Origin of the sequence: Mesorhizobium sp. M0590, assembly GCF_040320905.1 — a bacterium.
GTDB lineage: Bacteria > Pseudomonadota > Alphaproteobacteria > Rhizobiales > Rhizobiaceae > Mesorhizobium.
Genome location: NZ_JAMYQN010000012.1, coordinates 106,170 through 123,654 on the forward strand (window position 1 = coordinate 106,170; position 17,485 = coordinate 123,654).

Below are 17,485 nucleotides of genomic sequence, written 5' to 3' on the forward strand. Positions count from 1 at the left end.
ACATGAACTGGCTGCTGGATCTCGCTCCCGACGAATGGAATGCGGTCCGGCTGTCGATCAAGGTGGCGACCGTGGCGATGATTGCCAGCCTGCCGCCGGGCATTCTGATCGCTCTTGTGCTTGCCCGCGGCCAGTTCTGGGGCAAGACGCTGCTCAATGGTCTGGTGCATCTGCCGCTGATCCTGCCGCCGGTGGTGACCGGCTATTTGCTGCTTTTGACTTTCGGCAAACGTGGTCCGGCCGGCGCTTTCCTGGCCGAACATTTCGGCATCGTTTTTTCCTTCCGCTGGACTGGCGCCGCGCTCGCCTGCGGCGTGATGGGCTTTCCGCTGATGGTGCGGGCCATCCGGCTGTCTATCGAGGCCGTCGACCGCAAAATCGAGGCGGCCGCCGGCACGCTCGGCGCCAATCCGCTATGGGTATTCGGCACGATCACGCTGCCGCTTATCCTGCCCGGCCTGATCGCCGGTGCGATCCTCTCCTTCGCCAAGGCGATGGGCGAATTCGGCGCGACGATCACCTTTGTCTCCAACATTCCGAACGAGACGCAGACGCTACCGTCGGCGATCTACACTTTCACGCAGGTTCCCGGCGGCGACGCCGGCGCGCTCAGGCTGACGCTGATCTCGATCGTCATCTCGATGGCGGCACTTGTTGCCTCGGAAGTGCTGGCGCGGCGCGTCGGCCGGCGGATGGACATCGAATGACGGTTCAGGTCGACATCAGCCACCGGCTTGGCGATTTCACCGTCAATGCCCGCTTCGAAAGCGCCGGGCGGCTGACTGCGCTGTTCGGGCCTTCCGGCTCCGGAAAGACGACGCTGATCAATTTGATTGCCGGGCTGATCCGCCCCGACAAAGGTCGTATCGCGGCAGAGGGCCGCGTGCTGGTCGATAGCGATGCCGGTCTGTTCGTGCCGAAGCACAAACGGCGGATCGGTATGGTGTTCCAGGATGCGCGGCTGTTTCCGCATATGAGCGTGGCGAGCAATCTGCGCTATGGCCGCTGGTTCACGCCGGCTGCTCAGCGTTACGCGGATATCGATGGCGTGGTCGAACTGCTCGGGATCGGCCATTTGCTCGACCGGCGGCCGGCAAAACTCTCCGGTGGCGAGAAGCAGCGTGTGGCAATCGGCAGGGCGCTGCTTGCCAGTCCGAAATTGCTGCTGATGGACGAGCCGCTGGCTTCGCTCGACGAGGGGCGCAAGGCCGAGATCTTGCCTTATATCGAGCGGCTGCGCGACGAGACGAAAATCCCGATCGTCTATGTCAGCCACTCGATCGCCGAAGTGGCGCGGCTGGCGAGCGACGTCGTGGTGCTGATGCAAGGAAAGGTCGCCGCTTCCGGTCCGACCGGAGCGATCATGCAGCGTCTGGATCTATTGCCGGCCGAAGAGCGCGGCGAGGGCGGTGCCGTGCTGGATACCGCGGTTCTGCGCCACGACGAAGCCTTTGGCATGACGGTGCTAGGCTCATTGGCGGGCGATATCCGGGTGCCGCTTCTGGCAACGCCAGCCGGTGCGCCGGTGCGCGTCCGCATCCGTGCCCGCGACGTGATGATCGCCACCGAGCAGCCGGTTGGCCTCAGCGCGCTCAACATATTGCCGGGCACGATCGTGGCGATAGAGCCGGGCGAAGGGCCTACGGTCGAGATTGGCCTCGACTGCAATGGCGCAACCGTGCTTGCCCGCATCACCGAACAGTCGCGGCAGACACTGGGGCTTCGGCTTGGTCGACAGGTCTTCGCCGTGGTCAAGACGGTGAGCTTCGACCGGGCGAATACCGGCGCCGGCCTGCCCGCCGAGGCGGATGAGTGAACGGCCGATGATTCGCTATATCGTTTTGGAATAGCGGTATCGCTGCAGAACTTGTAGAATAGCGTGACCGCGGAGGAGCAAATGCCGTCGCTGAGTTTGCGGATAAATCTCGATCCAGATGGCCGCATCGGACCGGGCAAGATCGAGCTTCTGGAACAGATCGCCGCCTTCGGCTCGATTTCGGCCGCGGCACGCGGCATGGAGATGTCCTACAAGCACGCCTGGGATCTGGTCGAAGACATGAACCGCGTGTTCGGCAAGCCGCTGGTTGCGGCACAGACGGGCGGCAAAAAAGGCGGTGGCGCCCAGTTGACGTCGGTCGGGCTTGCTGTGGTCAGCCGCTTCCGCGCGATCGAGCGGGCTGCGTCTTCAGCAGCGGCGGCGCATATGGAGGCGCTGCAGGCCGAGATCGACGCAGCGTGACGCCGGCGGAATTCATGCCGCGTGTGATCCCTGTTACTTCTTAGGCTCGCCCGGCTTGCGCAGCAGATAGGTGTCCATGATCCAGCCTTTTTTCCGGCGGGCCTGCTCACGGGTGCTCACGATCTTGTCGCCGACGTCGCCAATCCGGCCCGAGATGACGATCTCGTCGGGCGTCCCGAGATAGGCGCCCCAGTGGACGGTGACGTCGTTGTCGTCCAGCGTGTTGAAGGCGCATTTGCCGTCCAGCATGACGATGGTGCTGCCGGCGTTTTCGGGCAGACCTTCCTCGGCGAGCCGGCGGCCGGTGGTGATCAAAATGGCGTCGCCGATCCGGTTCAATGCCATTTTATGGCTGGCTGCGAGTGCCTGGATGGCGGTGATGCCAGGGATGACCTCCAGCTCGAACGCTACATTGCCTCTGAGGCGCACGCGCTCGAGGATGCGCAGCGCACTGTCGTAGAGCGACGGATCGCCCCAGATCAGGAAGGCGCCGCAGCCATCTTCAGGGAGTTCGTCGCGGATCAGGCCTTCGTAGATCGCGGCGATCGCCTCGTGCCAGTCGTCGACGGTCGAGCGGTAGGAAGGCGCCGGCTCGGCGCGCACCGGCACCTCGAATTCGACACGGCGCGAGTTCGGATTAATGACGAAGCGGTCGCAGATCTGGCGGCGCAATTCGGCGAGATCGTTCTTCTTGGCGCCCTTGTCGGGAATGAACAGCACGTCGGCCCGATTGAGACCGTTAATGGCCTGGACCGTCATGTGCTCCGGATTGCCGGCGCCGATGCCGATGACGAGAAGCTTGCGCATGGGCGAACTCCTGCCCGATCGGGACCGGCGTGTCTAGACCGACACGACATGCCGGCAGGCGCCGGCGCATTTGCCGAAAGGCTTTGAAACGCCATATTGAACAGCTAGAGTCATATTGGCATTCTCGCCGGGGGAGTTTCCATGTTCCGTTACGTCCTGACCGCAGCCTTGGCGCTCTCGGCTACGCCTGCGCTCGCCAATGATTCGGTCGCCGAACTCGGCACCGGTGGGCTGATCCTTTCGCGCAGCGATGCGGTGGCGATGGAAAGCGAGGATCTCTACATCTCGCCGGAAAAAGTGATGGTCGATTACGTCTTCCGCAACAACACCGACAAGGATGTCGATGCGATCGTCGCCTTTCCGATGCCCGACATCGAAGGCGACCCCGAAGAAATACCGGCGATTCCGGAGGCGCAGAGCGACAATTTCCTCGGCTTCGAAGTGACGATCGACGGGGTGCCGGCAAAGCCGCAACTCGAGCAGAAGGTGTTCGCGCTCGGCATCGACATCGGCGCTGACCTGAAGGCGCAGGGCGTGCCGTTCTATCCGTTCGGCGATGCGGCCAAGGCGGCGCTGGCAAGGCTGCCGCAAGCGGTCGCCGACGACTGGGTCAACCGCGGCATCATCATCGAGGACACTGCCGACGACGGTTCGGGCATGATGACCGTCTATACGCCGTTCTGGCAATTGCGCTCGACCTATTGGTGGCGCTCGACGTTTCCGGCCAACAAGGCGGTCCATGTCTCGCATCGCTACAAGCCGAGCGTCGGCGGCACCTCCTCGGTCAGCTTCTTCTATGACGGCCAGTTCCAGGGTCAGTATGCCGCCTACAAGACACGCTACTGCATGGACGATGCCTTCGAGAATGCCGTGCGCAAGGCAGCCAAGGACGATCCCGACGGCTACCCCAAATATTTCGAGAACCGCATCGCCTATATCCTGACCACGGGCGGCAACTGGGCGTCGGGAAACATCGGCAGTTTCAAGCTGACCGTCGACAAGGGCGATGCGAAGAACCTGGTCTCGTTTTGCGGCGAAAACGTCAGGAAGATCGGACCGACGACGTTCGAGATGAAGGCGCAGAACTTCTACCCCGAGCACGATATCGACATATTGCTGCTGGAGCCATCCGATGGCGGAAACGGCGGCTGATGGACCTCGCGATTTATGTCGCCATCGCCGAGAACGGCGTGATCGGGCGCGAGGGTGGGTTGCCGTGGCGGCTGTCCACCGATCTCAAGCGGTTCAAAGCCGATACGATGGGCAAGCCCATCATCATGGGCCGCAAGACCTATGAAGGCATCGGCCGCCCATTGCCGGGCAGGCTCAACATCGTGGTGACACGAGACAGGGCATGGCGCGCCGAGGGCGTCGAAGTCGCGCACTCGATCGAGGACGCAATCGCGCTGGCGACGGTGCGCGGGCGCTGCATGGCCGGCGCCGACGAGATCTGCGTCATCGGCGGCGGCGAGATCTACGCTCAGGCGCTGCCGTTGGCCGATCGGCTGCACGTGACCCATGTTCTGGCCGCGGTCGACGGCGATGCCCATTTCCCGCCGATCGATCCGGCGCTGTGGCGGATCGTCCGCTCACAGGAGGTGGAGGCTGGCGAAAAGGACAGCCATGCGACACGCTATTCGGTTTACGAGCGGCGCCGCGACGTGCATTGAAGGCGACAAAGGGGTCGCGACAGGTCTAGATGGACCCAAAAGGCGGACAGTGGCGGCAGCCGATCGCGTTGAAAGCGTGCCGCTGCATCCCTATAGAATAATAATATTGGATTTTGCGCCGGTGAGCCGGCGCTTGAGGGAATTCCAAGCGAAAGGACATTCATGCCCTGGAACGACAAGAGCGGCGGCGGCGGCCCGTGGGGCGGCGGCAACAATCAGGGGCCTTGGGGTCAGGGACCAAAAGGACCCAGCGGCCCGCAGGGCTCGCCTCCCGATCTCGAGGATATCATCCGGCGCGGGCAGGACAGGTTGCGGCGCGCGCTGCCGGGCGGCGGTGGCGCGAGCCCTGCCGTGTTCGGGCTGATTGCCGCGGCGCTGGTGGTGCTATGGGCGTTCAAGGCGGTCTACACCGTGCAGCCCGACGAAGTTGCGGTGGAACTCAGGTTCGGCAAGCCGAAGGCGGAGCTGTCGCAGCCTGGCCTGCATTTCCATTGGTGGCCCATCGAAACGGTCGAGACCGCCAACATCGCCGAGCAGCTTGTCAGTATCGGCGGCGGCAGTTCCAGCGGCAATGGCCTGATGCTTTCCGGCGACCAGAACATCGTCAATGTGCAGTTCTCTGTGGCCTATCAGGTCTCCGATCCTAAGGCCTATCTGTTCGACGTGTCCGACCCGGACGGCATGCTGCAGCAGGTCGCCGAAAGCGCGATGCGCGAAGCGGTCGGCCGGCGCCCGGCGCAAGACATTTTCCGCGACGACCGGCAAGGCATCGCGGCGTCGGTGCGTGAGATCATCCAGACGACGCTGGACGGTTACAAGGCCGGCCTCAACGTCAACGCCATTTCGATCGAGGACGCCGCGCCACCGCGCGAGGTGGCAGACGCGTTCGACGAGGTGCAGCGCGCCGAGCAGGACGAGGACAAGTTCGTCGAGCAGGCCAATCAGTATTCCAATCAGAAGCTCGGCCAGGCACGCGGTGCGGCCGCACAGATCCGCGAAGACGCGGCCGCCTACAAAAACCGGGTCGTGCAGGAGGCCGAAGGCGAGGCGCAGCGCTTCATCTCGGTTTATGACGAATATGCCAAGGCGCCGGAGGTGACGCGCAAGCGACTCTACCTGGAAACGATGGAGCGGGTGCTGAAGGATTCGAGCAAGGTCATCGTCGAGCAAGGCAACGGGCAAGGGGTCGTTCCCTACCTGCCGCTGCCGGCATTGCAGCAGAAGGCGCCGGCACCGGCCACCGGAGGAAACCAGTGATGGCCAACCGTCTTCCCGTCATTGCGGTCATCGCCGCGGTCATCCTGTTCCTGCTCTATTCGTCGGTCTTCGTCGTCAATGCGCGCCAGCAGGCGCTGGTGCTCAGGTTCGGCGAAATCGTCGACGTCAAGAACCAGCCGGGCATCTATTTCAAGGCGCCATTCTCCTTCTTCGATGCCGACACCGTCCAGCTGATCGAAAACAGGGTCCTGCGCTTCGACCTCGACAACATCCGCGTCCAGGTTTCGGGCGGCAAGTTCTATGAGGTCGATGCCTTTATCGCCTATCGTATCTCGGATCCGCGCGTGTTCCGCGCCGCGGTGTCCGGCCAGATCGAACTGGCCGAGGCCCGGCTTAGGACGCGTCTCGACGCCGCCTTGCGCCGCGTTTACGGCCTGCGCGACTTCGAAGCGGCGCTCTCGGAAGAGCGCGCGGTGATGATGCGCGAGGTGCGCGATCAGCTGAGGCCCGATGCCACCTCGCTTGGCCTGCAGATCGAGGATGTCCGCATCCGCCGCACCGATCTCACGGTCGAAGTCTCGCAGCAGACCTTCGATCGCATGAAGGCCGAACGTCTCGCCGAAGCCGAGCGGCTGAGGGCACGAGGCAATGAGGCAGCGCAGCGGATCAGGGCTCGCGCCGACCGCGAAGTGGTCGAAATCGTCGCCGAAGCGCAAAAAGAGTCTGAAATCCTGCGCGGTGAAGGTGAAGCCCAGCGCAGTGCCACGTTTGCCGGGGCCTATCAGCGCGATCCGGCCTTCTTCGATTTCTATCGGTCGATGAATGCCTATGGCACGGCGCTGAACAGCGCCGGAACGACGATGGTGCTGTCGCCGAATTCCGAGTTCTTCCGCTTCTTCCGCGACCCGGACAGCAAGGAAACGCCTGTGGCACCGGCGGCACCAGCGCCAGCACCTGCCGCTCCCGCCCCACCGGCAGCGCAGCCAAGCACCGGCCAGTAGGGCCGGTGCAGGGATAGCCGGCGTAACAGAGGATTTATTCTCTGGCGGTAGCCATAGCCGCAAACGTGCCTTATTTCTTGCCAACATGACGCGGACCGGCATTTTTGCCGAAGCGGTTTTTTTTCAGAACACCCGGAGGCCTTTCGATGACATCCACCACCCTTCTGCGTGCAGCGAGGCGGACGTTCATCGCCGGGGCCGCTGCGCTTCTGGTCGGCGCCGTTGCCGTTCCGTCGTTCGTGGCGCCGACGATGGCAGCCGACGGGCCGCCCTCGGTTGCCGATCTCGCCGCCGGCCTGCTTGGCGCCGTGGTCAACATCTCGACGTCGCAGACTGTTAAAGGCACTGAGGGGCCGGGCGCAGTGCCGATGCCGCAGCTGCCGGAGGGCTCGCCCTTCCAGGACTTCTTCGACGATTTCTTCAAGAACCGTGGCGGCGACAAGGGCGGCGGCGGGCAAAAGGTGCAGTCGCTGGGCTCCGGCTTCGTGGTCGACGCCGAGCAGGGCATCGTGGTGACCAACAACCACGTCATTGCCGATGCCGACGACATCGAGGTGAATTTCTCCGATGGGGTGACGCTCAAGGCGACGCTGGTCGGCACCGACACCAAGACCGATGTCGCGGTGCTGAAGGTCGATCCGAAAGGGCACAAGCTGACGGCGGTGAAGTTCGGCGATTCCAACACGATGCGTGTCGGCGACTGGGTGATGGCGATCGGCAATCCGTTCGGTCTCGGCGGCACGGTGACGGTCGGCATCGTCTCGGCACGCAATCGCGACATCAATTCCGGCCCGTATGACGACTTCATCCAGACCGATGCCGCGATCAACCGCGGCAATTCCGGCGGACCGCTGTTCAACAGCAGCGGCGAGGTCATCGGCATCAACACGGCAATCATCTCGCCATCGGGCGGCTCGATCGGCATCGGCTTCTCGATCCCGTCGCAGCTTGCCTCGGGCGTCGTCGACCAGCTTCGCCAGTTCGGCGAGACGCGGCGCGGCTGGCTCGGCGTGCGCATCCAGCCGGTGACCGACGACATTGCCGAAAGCCTGGGCATGGCGACCGCCAAGGGCGCGCTGGTCGCCGGCGTCATCAAGGGCGGGCCGGTCGACAACGGCACAATCCAGGCCGGCGACGTCATCATCAAATTCGACGGCAAGGACATCCATGAAATGCGCGACCTGCCGCGCGTCGTGGCGGAGAGCCCGGTCGGCAAGGCGGTCGACGTGATCATCGTGCGCAAAGGGGTCGAGCAGACCGTCAAGGTGACGCTCGGCCGGCTCGAGGACGGCGAAAAGCTTGCCAGCGGCGGTGAAAACGGCAACACCGACCAGGACGATGCCGACAAGGCGCCTGCGGTTTCGACGGCTGCCGTGCTCGGCATGACGATCGGCGAGCTCAATGAGGAGACGCGCACGAAGTTCGGCATTGCCGCCGACGTCTCCGGCGTCGTCGTGACCGACGTCTCCAAGGATTCGGCGGCTGCCGAACGCGGCATCCAGCCGGGCGAAGTGATCACCGAGATCGCGCAGGAATCGGTCGCAACGCCCAAGGACGTCATGGACCGGATCGGCGCGCTGAAGGAGCAGGGGCGCAAGAACGCGCTTTTGATGCTGGCGTCGAAGACCGGCGAGCTGAGGTTTGTGACAATCCGGATGGATTGAGTCCGGAAGAGCCTGCAACACTCTGATCTTGAAACGAAAAAGGGCGGCTAGCGGGCCGCCCTTTTTCTTGCCTGCCAGTCTGTGCGTGGCAGCCTGTAGAAGACATGTCGCCTGAGTGCGGTGTGGCTGTCCGGAACACCGGGATGGTCGAAGTCGGAGGCCGGGTCGGCGATCATGCCCAGGCGCTCCATGACGGCAGTGGACCGGCTGTTATCCTTGACTGCGAAGGACACGATTTCGTCGAGGCCAAGTCTTTCAAAGCCATAGGTCAGCCAGGCTTCGGCTGCTTCGGTGACATAGCCGCGGCCCCAGAATTCGGGTGCCAGCCGCCAGCCGATCTCGATCGTGCCGGGCGGCAGGAATGGCAAATGATCGGTTCGGGTTATGCCGACGAAGCCGATGCATTCACCTGTGGCTGCGATCTCAGCGGCCGCGAAGCCGAAGCCGTCGCGATCGATAGCCGCGCGCAACTCCTCCATCTTGGCGTCCGACTGGGCACGGTCGCGCCGAAACGGAAAGAATTCCATGACGCGCTCGTCGGAATTGATGCGATGGAAGAGCTCGCGGTCACGATCTCCCCAGTTGCGCAGGATCAGGCGCTCGGTGCGGATCGGCGTCATTCGACAAATTCCTCCCGGCGATAACCCTGCAGATAAAGCAAGGCGGTGAGGTCGCCGTGGTCGATGCGGATCTTTGCCTCGGCTGCCACGGCCGGCTTGGCATGCAAGGCGACGCCGATGCCGGCAAGACGGATCATGTCGAGATCGTTGGCGCCGTCGCCGACGGCAATGGCATCGGCAGGCGTCAGGCCGAGGCGGGCGGAAATCTCGATAAGGGCTTCGGCCTTGGCGGCGCGGCCGAGGATCGGTTCGGCGACCAAGCCGGTGAAGCGGCGATCCTGCTCGATCAGGCGGTTGGCGCGATTTTCGTGAAAGCCGAGCAATGCTGCGATGCGGGTGGTGAAGATGTCGAAACCACCGGAGATCAGCGCCGTCCAGGCGCCATTGGCCGCCATTGTCTGGACGAGCGTGCGGCCGCCGGAGGCTAGCGTCAGGCGATTGTCGATGATGCGGTCGATGATTGCGGCATCGAGATCCTTGAGCAGCGCCACACGCTCGCGCAAGGCCGGCTCGAATGCGATCTCGCCGTTCATCGATCGCGCCGTGATGGCGGCGACGCGATCCTTGACGCCGATCTCGTCGGCAAGCTCGTCGATGCATTCCTGGTCGATCATTGTCGAATCCATGTCGGCGATCAGGATCTTCTTGCGCCTGTTCTCAGCCGGCTGGACGGCCACGTCGATCGGTTCGGAAGCAAGCGCGGCCTGCAGGCGCGCCGTTATTTCGGAAGCGTCGGCGGTCTCCGGCAAGTCGAGTTCGCAGGCGATGCCTTCGGCCAGCCAGCGAACAGCGCTTGCGCCGACCGACCGCGAGGCCATATTCGCTAGCGTCGGCGTCAATGCGCGGCCGGCGGGATGGGATAGAAGCGTGGCGATCAGCGGCATCGAAAATTCCAGCGGACAGGCGGGCGAAGGCCGCGTGAAGAACGCGATCCTGATAGCCGGGCCGACCGCCAGCGGCAAGTCGGCGCTCGCACTCGACCTCGCCGAGCGCAATGGCGGTGTCATCGTCAACACCGATTCTATGCAAGGCTATTCGGTGCTCGACGTGCTGACGGCGCGGCCTGGTCCTGCCGAACTCGCCCGCGTCCCCCACTTTCTTTATGGACACGTCGATCCGTCCACCGCCTATTCCACCGGCGCCTGGTTGCGTGATGTCACGAAGCTCATCGACGACGGCACGCTCTCGGAGCGGCCAGTGATTTTCGTCGGCGGTACCGGGCTTTATTTCCGGGCGCTCACGGAAGGTATCTCGGAGATGCCCGACATTCCGAAGTCGATCCGCGATCGCTGGCGCTACGAGCTCCAGGAACAGGGCGCAGTGAGATTGCACCGCATCCTGTTGCGCGAGGATTCTGCGGCCGGCATGATGCTTAAGCCGACGGATGGCCAGCGCATCGTGCGGGCGCTGGAGGTGCTCGACGCGTCGGGGCGTTCCATCCTGGACTGGCAGGCCGCGCGTGGCCGGCCGTTGATCGACAGGAGCAGCGCGCGCTTTTTCGTCATCGAGCCGGAGCGAGCGGCGCTGGTGGAGCGGATCGATGCTCGCTTCGACCGCATGCTGGACAAGGGGGCACTGGACGAGGTGAAACAGCTTTCAGCGCTCGGCCTCGATCCCGACCTGCCGGCGATGAAAGCAATCGGTGTTCGCGAGCTTCAGGCCGCGCTGGCCGGCGCCTTCAGTTTTCCCGAGGCCATCGAGCGCGCGAAAATCGCGACGCGGCAATATGCCAAACGGCAGGCGACCTGGTTCAGGCACCAATTGGGCCCGGAATGGCAGAGATTGCGTCCTGGTGAGGGGATCGACTCGATGCTCTCACTCCCTCATTCGAGCGCAACCTGAAAAGTCGACACCGAGGGGACATTTCGCGTTGAAGTTGTCCAGGTTAACTGTCCGTAAGTTCCCGCATGCCATAAGATCGTTACGAACTTTCCAACGGGGAGCAGATGCGTTTCCACAAGGCGGAATCAGCCTTTTTCGTCTTTATTTTTGTGATCCTGGCCGCCGGCCTGGTGACGCTTTACGCCTATGGGCTCCTGCAAACCCTGGCCGCCGACATTAGCAATACGCCTTCGGAACTCGATGAAATCGTCTATCTCAACAAGCTGCTGTTTGCGACGGGCGTGCTGCTGGCGACTGCGCTGTTCTTCGGCATTTTCTTCATCTACCCGCTGATCCGAAAGCAGGCGACGGAAGAAGGCAAGCTGCGCGCCATGACCGTTTCGCTCAGCGCGCGTTCGGAGACGCTAGAGCATGCGGCGCTCACCGACAGCCTCACCGGCATGCAGAACCGGCGTTATTTCGACGATGCGCTGAAGGAATATCTCGAAGAGTTCCGTCGCATCGAGAAACCAGTAGGGCTGATGATCCTCGACCTCGACCATTTCAAGCAGGTCAACGACAGCCACGGCCACGATGTCGGCGACGAGGTGTTGCGGGCGGTCGCCAACTGTCTCAAGGACATGACACGCTATCACGACGTGGTGGCGCGCCTGGGCGGCGAGGAGTTCGCGGTGGTCACGCCCAATATGGACGCCGAGCTGCTATCCAAATTCGCGGAGCGCATCCGCAAGGCGATCGCCAACATGTCGGTGCTGACGGGCAATGTCCGACTGAAAATCACCACCAGCGTCGGGCTTGCCGTCTGGGATCGCAAGGAAACCGCCGAGGAGTTCTATCGCCGCGCCGATCGCCAGCTCTATGAGGCGAAGAGGCAAGGGCGCAACCGCGTCTGTGCCTGAAATTCCGTCATTGAATTCGTGATGCCGGCCGTCTGGTATCGTTTTCTGTGTTTCCGGTGCACGCAGACCGACGTCACCCAGTCAAGCTGAGATGCTGCCTTTGCGGGGCTTGGCGGAAATAGAGGTGTTGCCGTGACTAAATCCGATCTCTCCGGTCTTTACCGAGGCTATATTGCATGCCTGAACAAGCAGGATTGGCCAAATCTGGGGCGGTTTGTTCATGATGAAGTGACCCACAACGGTCGCAAGCTCGGATTGTCCGGCTATCTCGAAATGTTGGTGAGAGACTTCGACGAAATTCCGGACCTTTACTTCGACATTCAGCTATTGGTTGCCGATCCGCCTTATGTAGCGAGCCGGCTAAGCTTCGACTGCGCGCCAAGGGGAACGTTCCTTGGGCTCGATGTAAGCGGGAAGAGAATTTCGTTTGCCGAGAACGTATTTTATGAGTTTCAGAGAGGGAAAATTCGCCAGGTGTGGTCAGTTATAGACAAGACAGCCATCGAAACTCAGCTTTGATATCTGCGAGCGCTGCCTAAAAGTCGCTCGGCTCAATCATTCTGGGGGACGCAGGCCGAAGGTCGCCGGCTTGAGGCCGTAGCGCAAGTCGAAATCGTCGTTTCGCTGGGTGCGTGCGGCCGACGGCTTGCGATAGTCCGAATCGCCGGCCTGCCGGCCCTGATCGACGACTTCCGCGAAAGGCATTGCCTGCTGTGATTTCGGCACGTTGCGCAGCCGTTCGACGATCGCCACGAGGTCGACCTCGTCGCCGGTTTCGGACCGCAAGGCGTCCGCGCGCTTGGCGGTGCCGGGGATCAAATCCTCTGAGAGCTTTTCGAACTTCATCCGCATCGTCGTCGCCACGCCTTCCCCGAAGGCAATGGCCTCGCGCTGGCCCATGGAAGACAGGAACGCCAGCGTCGAAGCCGAGGAGTCGGCGATCGCTGAGCAGATGATCGCCTGGTCCTGCTCGTTGGCGAGCCGCATGGCAAAGAACGTCGAGCACTGCGACAGGATGGTCGGGTCGAGTTCGCCCGGGCGCTGGGTGACGACGCCGAGATAACAGCCATATTTGCGGCCTTCCTTGGCGATGCGCGACAGCGCGTGCCGCGTCGGCGCGAAACCGAGGCGCGGATCGGCCGGCATATAGCGATGCGCTTCCTCGCACAGGAAGAGCAGCCGCAGGCGGCCTTCGCTCCACAACGCCAGGTCGAAGGCCAGCCGCGCCAGCACCGAGCATACGGAATTGACCACCTCGGACGGCATGCCGGCCATTTCGAAGCAGGTCACAGGGCGGCCGTGATGCGGCACGCGGAAGATGTTGCCGATCGTCTCGTGGATGGTGTCCTCGATCAGGCGCGAGTTGAACATGAAACGGTAGCGCGGATCGGATGCCGCCGATTCGATACGTGTCTTCAGTGACCTGAGGGTCGGGCGATCGTTCTTGCTTTCCAGCAGCCCCATGCGCTCGTCGACCAGCTTGATGAGGTCGGCAATGCGATAGGGCACCGGCGCGTCTGCGGTCAGCGCATCGGTGCTGCGCCGTAGATAGTTGCCGGAGTTCGGATTGCGGTAGAGGTTCTTGGCCGCGGGGATGAGATCGCGCAAGGCGTCGACCTCTTCCGGGACCGTCTCGCGGCCGCGAAACAGCACTTCGGCAAATTCCTCTAGCTTGAATATCCAGAAGGGCAGGTCGAGGGTCGTCGAATCGACCCTGACGCAATGTTCGGGCAACGACGCGGCGAACTCGTTGTGTGGATCGAGGATGAGCACGCGCAGGTCGGGCCGGGCGGCGATCGATTTGCGCAAGAGCAGCGACACGGCGGTCGATTTGCCAACCCCGGTGGTGCCGACAATGGCGAAATGGCGCGCCAGCGTATCGTCGATGGCGATATTGGCGTCGATGGCCTCGTCCTGCGACAGCGTGCCGATGGTGATCGAATGACGACCGGCGAGATCGTAGACGGCCTGCAGGTCGCGGCTGCGGATACGATGGGCAATGGCGCCGATATGCGGGTAGGTTGTGATGCCACGGTCGAAGATCGGCTTCGCGCCGGGTTCGGCACCGTCGCGCACCTCGCCGATCAATTCGATGCTGACCTCGATCGGATTCTGGCCCTCGCTGCTCCAGGCACGATCCGACTTGCCGATTTCATAGACCAGGCCGACGGTTCGTGATGTACCGAGATTGATCGAGATCATCTTGCCGACGCTCCACAGGCCGGTGACCGTGCCTTCGATATCGTCGGCATAGGCGCTGATGGTGGCGCGCGCGCCGTCGCATTGCACGACATTGCCCAGAATGCGCTTGTCGTTCTGCTCCGCCCTGCGGCGCTCCAGCAAAGTTGGTTCCCCAATGGAGGCTTCGCGTTCAACGAGCATGGACACGCCGATCCCTTTTTCCAAGCGATGAGCCTAGGCGAACGGGGTTAAGGTGGGATGAGGCCGGATGGTTTAGCGGACATTAAGGAGTTTGCGAAAAATGGATGAAACGGCCGTTGCTCGGTAGAAAAATTTCGATATATTGGATTAATGGATGATATAGCGAACGACATCTCCTCGACCATCGGCAGACGAATACATGCCGAAAGAGTGGCTCGAGGCTGGTCCCTGGCAGAGCTGGCGGAGCGGTCCGATGTTTCGAAAGCCATGCTGAGCACGGTAGAACGCGGTATGACCAGCCCGACGGCGGCGCTCCTTGTGCGCATTGCGGCCGCCTTCGGCATGACGCTGTCCACATTGATCGCAAGGGCGGAATTGCAGGGCGGTGGCCTGCTTCGCGAACGTGACCAGCCGCTCTGGCGCGATCCGGCTACGGGTTATGTGCGGCGGCATCTTTCGCCGGTCTCCGACATACCCCTCGAACTGATCCGGATACAGTTGCCGGCCGGCGCCAAGGTAAGTTTCCCGGCGGCGTCCTATGCCTTCATCAGGCAACAGATATGGCTGATCTCCGGGCGGCTGGAATTCACCGAGGGGGACATCGTTCACCGGCTCGAACCCGGCGACTGCCTGGCGCTCGGCGCGCCATCCGATTGCGTCTTTCACGCTCCGGGGCCGGACGCCGCCGACTATCTGGTTGCGTTGGCCAGGAGCTGAGGTGAAGGCGCGCCGTCCGAAACGCTCCGACAATGGCGGTCCGCCGCTTGACGACTATAACGGTCCGCCCTGGGGCAAGGGTGAGCCCTATGTGTTTCTTGCCTGGCGGACCGCCCATGCCCAGGCATGGAAAGTGCCGAGCCGCGAGATCATGCTGATGCGGCTGGACAAGGCCGAGCGGCTGGGCCTGACCTATGAGGAATACACGCTCGAACTGCTGGAACGCGGGCGACATCTGCAAGAGGAAGACGCCGATCGCATCGCGGAAATCCGGCGGGCCAGGAAGCGGAAGCGGATCAGTCATTTCGATTGACGGACGGCGCAGGGGAACCACATGAGTTCGATCGAAATCAGGCCACTCACCAGGACTGACGGAACGCAAAAAATGCTGGCGGATCTGCTGATCGGGACAGTCGCCGCCGGCGGCTCGGTCAGCTTCATGCATCCGCTGGCGCCGGAGATGGCCGCGGCCTTCTGGAACAGGTCGCTTCATGCGGCCGCCAGAGGCGAAAGGGCGGTGCTTGGGGCCTGGAACGGCGAGGCTCTGGTCGGCACCGTCACCTTGCTGCTCGACTGCCCTCCCAACCAGCCGCACCGGGCCGAGATCGCCAAGCTGATGACCCGCCTCGATTATCGCGGCAAGGGCATCGCAACCCGCCTGATGGAGGCGGCGGAAGCCGTTGCCGTGGAGAAAGGCCGCACGCTGTTGGTCCTCGACACGGCAAAAGAGGAGGGGGCTTCCGGCCTCTATGAAAAGCTCGGCTTCACGCTGGCCGGCGAAATACCGGATTATGCGCTGATGCCGCATGGCGGGCTGACAGGCACCCTCATCTACTGGAAACGCGTCGGCCGGACACGCTGATGGCGACAACGATGCACCTTTGCAACACCAGTCAGACCATCGCGGGCATGGAAAGAATAGCTCTTGCGTCAAATTGGCGGCGACCTTAGAGAAGCCGCCCATTCTGATCCGTCGTCCTGAAAGGAGACCTGTCAATGACCCGGCGATCCAGATCGACACATTCCGTGCCGACGCTGGAATTGCGTGCGGCCGACAGGGTTCCAATCAGGAAGAACGGCCATGGCAAAGTCCATGATCCAGCGCAGGCAGGATGCCGAGCGCGAACGCATTGAAGCATATGCCGTAACGCTGCGGCGGGTTTTTCCCGTCCCGCGTCCCGCTCCGGATTTCGAGCGGGCGCTCGACGAGGCACGTCGGGGCTTTGCCGGCATGGCAATCCGCGACGGCGCGCTGTGGCGTCCAAAGCTGAAGACGCGCGACCCCGCGCGGCTGCGGCTGGCCGCGGCGCGTCATCTCTATGCGCGCTACCCGGTTACAGCCGCGCTCGAGGGGATCTGGCTGGACAGCTCGGCGTTGAATGCCGGCGAGATCGCGCTTCGCAAGGCTTGGTATATCGCAGTGGCGCGTGGTGACTCGCTTTACAAGGCGGGCGCCTGTGCGTGGCTGTCTCGCAAGGAGGTGCATTGCTTCTTGAACTTGCCCGGCGATTTCACGTTCGACGAGGCCTTTTGGGTGGCGATCGTCCGGTCCTACACGGATGATTCCGGGTTGGCGGCCCGACTTGCCAAGTCGAAAATCGCGCGCACGCCACGTAACGATCTGGCCTTCTGGCGCGAGGTGACACGGTTCTTCTGCGGGCAACCCGCGTCGAAGGAGGAGATCGACGATCTATGCGACTATATCGGCGCCGTGCACCAGCGCGATGCGGCGTACAGCCTGAAGGGTCGCACGCTCGCCTCGCTGCGTCGGCAGATGCTGGAATGGCATCGAGACATTGCCGCGATCGAACGCATCGAGGCAATGCGCCGCCGGGCTGCCGGGCGGGCCACGCATACTGCCGGGACGCAGTCGCAGGGTCGCGCCTGGGACGGCTCGCGCCTCGACGATTGGGACTGGCAGCCGTCGACCAAGGAGGCAAAGGCGCATGGCGAGCGTTTCTTCATCCGTCAGTTGAAGACAGCCGAGGATCTGGTCGCCGAGAGCCGGGCGATGCATCATTGCGTCTCGATATACGCGGCCAAATGCATCACCGCAATGCCTCGATCTGGGTGCTGCGGCGCTCGGCGCTCGGCAAGATCGAGCGGTTGCTGACGATCGAACTCGACCCGCAAAACCGTGCGGTGCAGGTGCGCGGTTTCGGCAACCGTCTCGCCTCGCTCGAGGAGCGCAAGATCATCGAGCGCTGGGCCAAGGCGAGGGGTGTGGTGCTCTGCGCCTGAAACGGAAGACCCGCGCGGCGGAAAGGCGGCGCGGGTGCACAATGGGCGGATGTGCCGACGTCAGGCCAAGTGCACATTCGCCGTTGACAGCGGCGTCAAACCAATTCTATTGTCCGCCACCATGAAAAAGGCACTCATTCTCGTAGGAAAGCGCGTGGGCAAGGCGGTGTAACCGCCGGGCGGTG

General features: G+C 62.9%; 20 protein-coding genes. 16 read left to right on the plus strand and 4 right to left on the minus strand.

What is annotated here, in order from left to right; genetic code table 11:
* The first annotated feature begins 2 nt into the window (after window positions 1–2).
* The 3 genes from modB (at window position 3) to NKI52_RS20525 (ending at window position 2,239) form a co-directional block, all read left to right on the plus strand.
* Window positions 3–707, plus strand: a complete 705-nt coding sequence (gene modB, locus NKI52_RS20515; RefSeq protein WP_023676699.1) for a molybdate ABC transporter permease subunit — start codon at window positions 3–5, stop codon at window positions 705–707.
* The gene (gene modC / locus NKI52_RS20520) at window positions 704–1,816 is read left to right on the plus strand and encodes a molybdenum ABC transporter ATP-binding protein (protein WP_352699298.1); all 1,113 of its coding nucleotides are present in this window, start codon (window positions 704–706) and stop codon (window positions 1,814–1,816) included. Before modB ends, modC begins: the two co-directional genes overlap by 4 nt.
* An 81-nt stretch (window positions 1,817–1,897) precedes the next feature.
* Window positions 1,898–2,239, plus strand: a complete 342-nt coding sequence (locus tag NKI52_RS20525) for a winged helix-turn-helix domain-containing protein (protein WP_023676697.1) — start codon at window positions 1,898–1,900, stop codon at window positions 2,237–2,239.
* Between the two features lie 33 nt (window positions 2,240–2,272).
* Here NKI52_RS20525 and cobF read toward each other — a convergent pair whose 3' ends face one another.
* A complete protein-coding gene (cobF, locus tag NKI52_RS20530; protein WP_352680226.1) occupies window positions 2,273–3,046 on the minus strand; it encodes a precorrin-6A synthase (deacetylating) in 774 nt (257 codons plus the stop codon).
* Between the two features lie 141 nt (window positions 3,047–3,187).
* On the opposite strand from cobF, the gene NKI52_RS20535 reads away from it, so the two are divergent.
* From NKI52_RS20535 to NKI52_RS20555, 5 genes are all read left to right on the plus strand, one after another.
* A complete protein-coding gene (locus tag NKI52_RS20535; protein ID WP_352699301.1) occupies window positions 3,188–4,198 on the plus strand; it encodes a DUF4424 domain-containing protein in 1,011 nt (336 codons plus the stop codon).
* Window positions 4,198–4,716, plus strand: a complete 519-nt coding sequence (locus NKI52_RS20540) for a dihydrofolate reductase (RefSeq protein ID WP_023676694.1) — start codon at window positions 4,198–4,200, stop codon at window positions 4,714–4,716. Before NKI52_RS20535 ends, NKI52_RS20540 begins: the two co-directional genes overlap by 1 nt.
* A 162-nt stretch (window positions 4,717–4,878) precedes the next feature.
* Window positions 4,879–5,973, plus strand: coding sequence for an FtsH protease activity modulator HflK (gene hflK, locus NKI52_RS20545; protein ID WP_023676693.1), 1,095 nt, complete (start codon window positions 4,879–4,881; stop codon window positions 5,971–5,973).
* Entirely contained in the window at window positions 5,973–6,935 is a 963-nt protein-coding gene (gene hflC / locus NKI52_RS20550; protein ID WP_352699303.1) for a protease modulator HflC, read from the plus strand. Before hflK ends, hflC begins: the two co-directional genes overlap by 1 nt.
* Window positions 6,936–7,081: 146 nt before the next feature.
* Window positions 7,082–8,599 carry a DegQ family serine endoprotease gene (locus tag NKI52_RS20555; RefSeq protein WP_352575150.1) on the plus strand — a complete coding sequence of 506 codons (1,518 nt, stop codon included), beginning with the start codon at window positions 7,082–7,084 and terminating at the stop codon, window positions 8,597–8,599.
* 47 nt (window positions 8,600–8,646) lie between these two features.
* Here NKI52_RS20555 and NKI52_RS20560 read toward each other — a convergent pair whose 3' ends face one another.
* Complete coding sequence (locus NKI52_RS20560) at window positions 8,647–9,219, minus strand: GNAT family N-acetyltransferase (RefSeq protein WP_023676690.1); 573 nt, start codon at window positions 9,217–9,219, stop codon at window positions 8,647–8,649.
* The gene (gene serB / locus NKI52_RS20565; protein WP_023676799.1) at window positions 9,216–10,103 is read right to left on the minus strand and encodes a phosphoserine phosphatase SerB; all 888 of its coding nucleotides are present in this window, start codon (window positions 10,101–10,103) and stop codon (window positions 9,216–9,218) included. The genes NKI52_RS20560 and serB overlap by 4 nt, the downstream gene beginning before the upstream one ends.
* On the opposite strand from serB, the gene miaA reads away from it, so the two are divergent.
* From miaA to NKI52_RS20580, 3 genes are all read left to right on the plus strand, one after another.
* Window positions 10,093–11,061 (plus strand): tRNA (adenosine(37)-N6)-dimethylallyltransferase MiaA, encoded by a 969-nt coding sequence (miaA, locus tag NKI52_RS20570; RefSeq protein WP_352456562.1) that lies wholly within the window; start codon window positions 10,093–10,095, stop codon window positions 11,059–11,061. The two genes, serB and miaA, sit on opposite strands and share 11 nt — an antisense overlap.
* A 104-nt stretch (window positions 11,062–11,165) precedes the next feature.
* Entirely contained in the window at window positions 11,166–11,960 is a 795-nt protein-coding gene (locus tag NKI52_RS20575; RefSeq protein ID WP_023676688.1) for a GGDEF domain-containing protein, read from the plus strand.
* Window positions 11,961–12,092: 132 nt separating this feature from the next.
* A complete protein-coding gene (locus NKI52_RS20580) occupies window positions 12,093–12,479 on the plus strand; it encodes an ester cyclase (protein WP_023676687.1) in 387 nt (128 codons plus the stop codon).
* 36 nt (window positions 12,480–12,515) lie between these two features.
* Here the strand turns inward: NKI52_RS20580 and NKI52_RS20585 are convergent, their stop codons facing one another.
* Window positions 12,516–14,342, minus strand: coding sequence for an ATP-binding protein (locus NKI52_RS20585; RefSeq protein ID WP_352699305.1), 1,827 nt, complete (start codon window positions 14,340–14,342; stop codon window positions 12,516–12,518).
* Between the two features lie 150 nt (window positions 14,343–14,492).
* Between NKI52_RS20585 and NKI52_RS20590 the strand changes: the two genes are divergently transcribed.
* The 5 genes from NKI52_RS20590 to NKI52_RS20610 all read left to right on the plus strand — a co-directional run bounded on the left by NKI52_RS20590 (window position 14,493) and on the right by NKI52_RS20610 (window position 17,300).
* On the plus strand, window positions 14,493–15,059 hold the full coding sequence (locus NKI52_RS20590) for a helix-turn-helix domain-containing protein (protein ID WP_352644866.1): 567 nt from the start codon (window positions 14,493–14,495) through the stop codon (window positions 15,057–15,059).
* A gap of 1 nt (window position 15,060) precedes the next feature.
* Window positions 15,061–15,372, plus strand: coding sequence for a hypothetical protein (locus NKI52_RS20595; RefSeq protein ID WP_352575156.1), 312 nt, complete (start codon window positions 15,061–15,063; stop codon window positions 15,370–15,372).
* Window positions 15,373–15,393: 21 nt separating this feature from the next.
* The gene (locus NKI52_RS20600; protein ID WP_352699307.1) at window positions 15,394–15,921 is read left to right on the plus strand and encodes a GNAT family N-acetyltransferase; all 528 of its coding nucleotides are present in this window, start codon (window positions 15,394–15,396) and stop codon (window positions 15,919–15,921) included.
* Between the two features lie 219 nt (window positions 15,922–16,140).
* Window positions 16,141–17,172, plus strand: coding sequence for a PcfJ domain-containing protein (locus NKI52_RS20605; protein ID WP_352699309.1), 1,032 nt, complete (start codon window positions 16,141–16,143; stop codon window positions 17,170–17,172).
* The gene (locus NKI52_RS20610; RefSeq protein ID WP_352699311.1) at window positions 17,166–17,300 is read left to right on the plus strand and encodes a hypothetical protein; all 135 of its coding nucleotides are present in this window, start codon (window positions 17,166–17,168) and stop codon (window positions 17,298–17,300) included. Before NKI52_RS20605 ends, NKI52_RS20610 begins: the two co-directional genes overlap by 7 nt.
* Window positions 17,301–17,485: the final 185 nt, after the last annotated feature.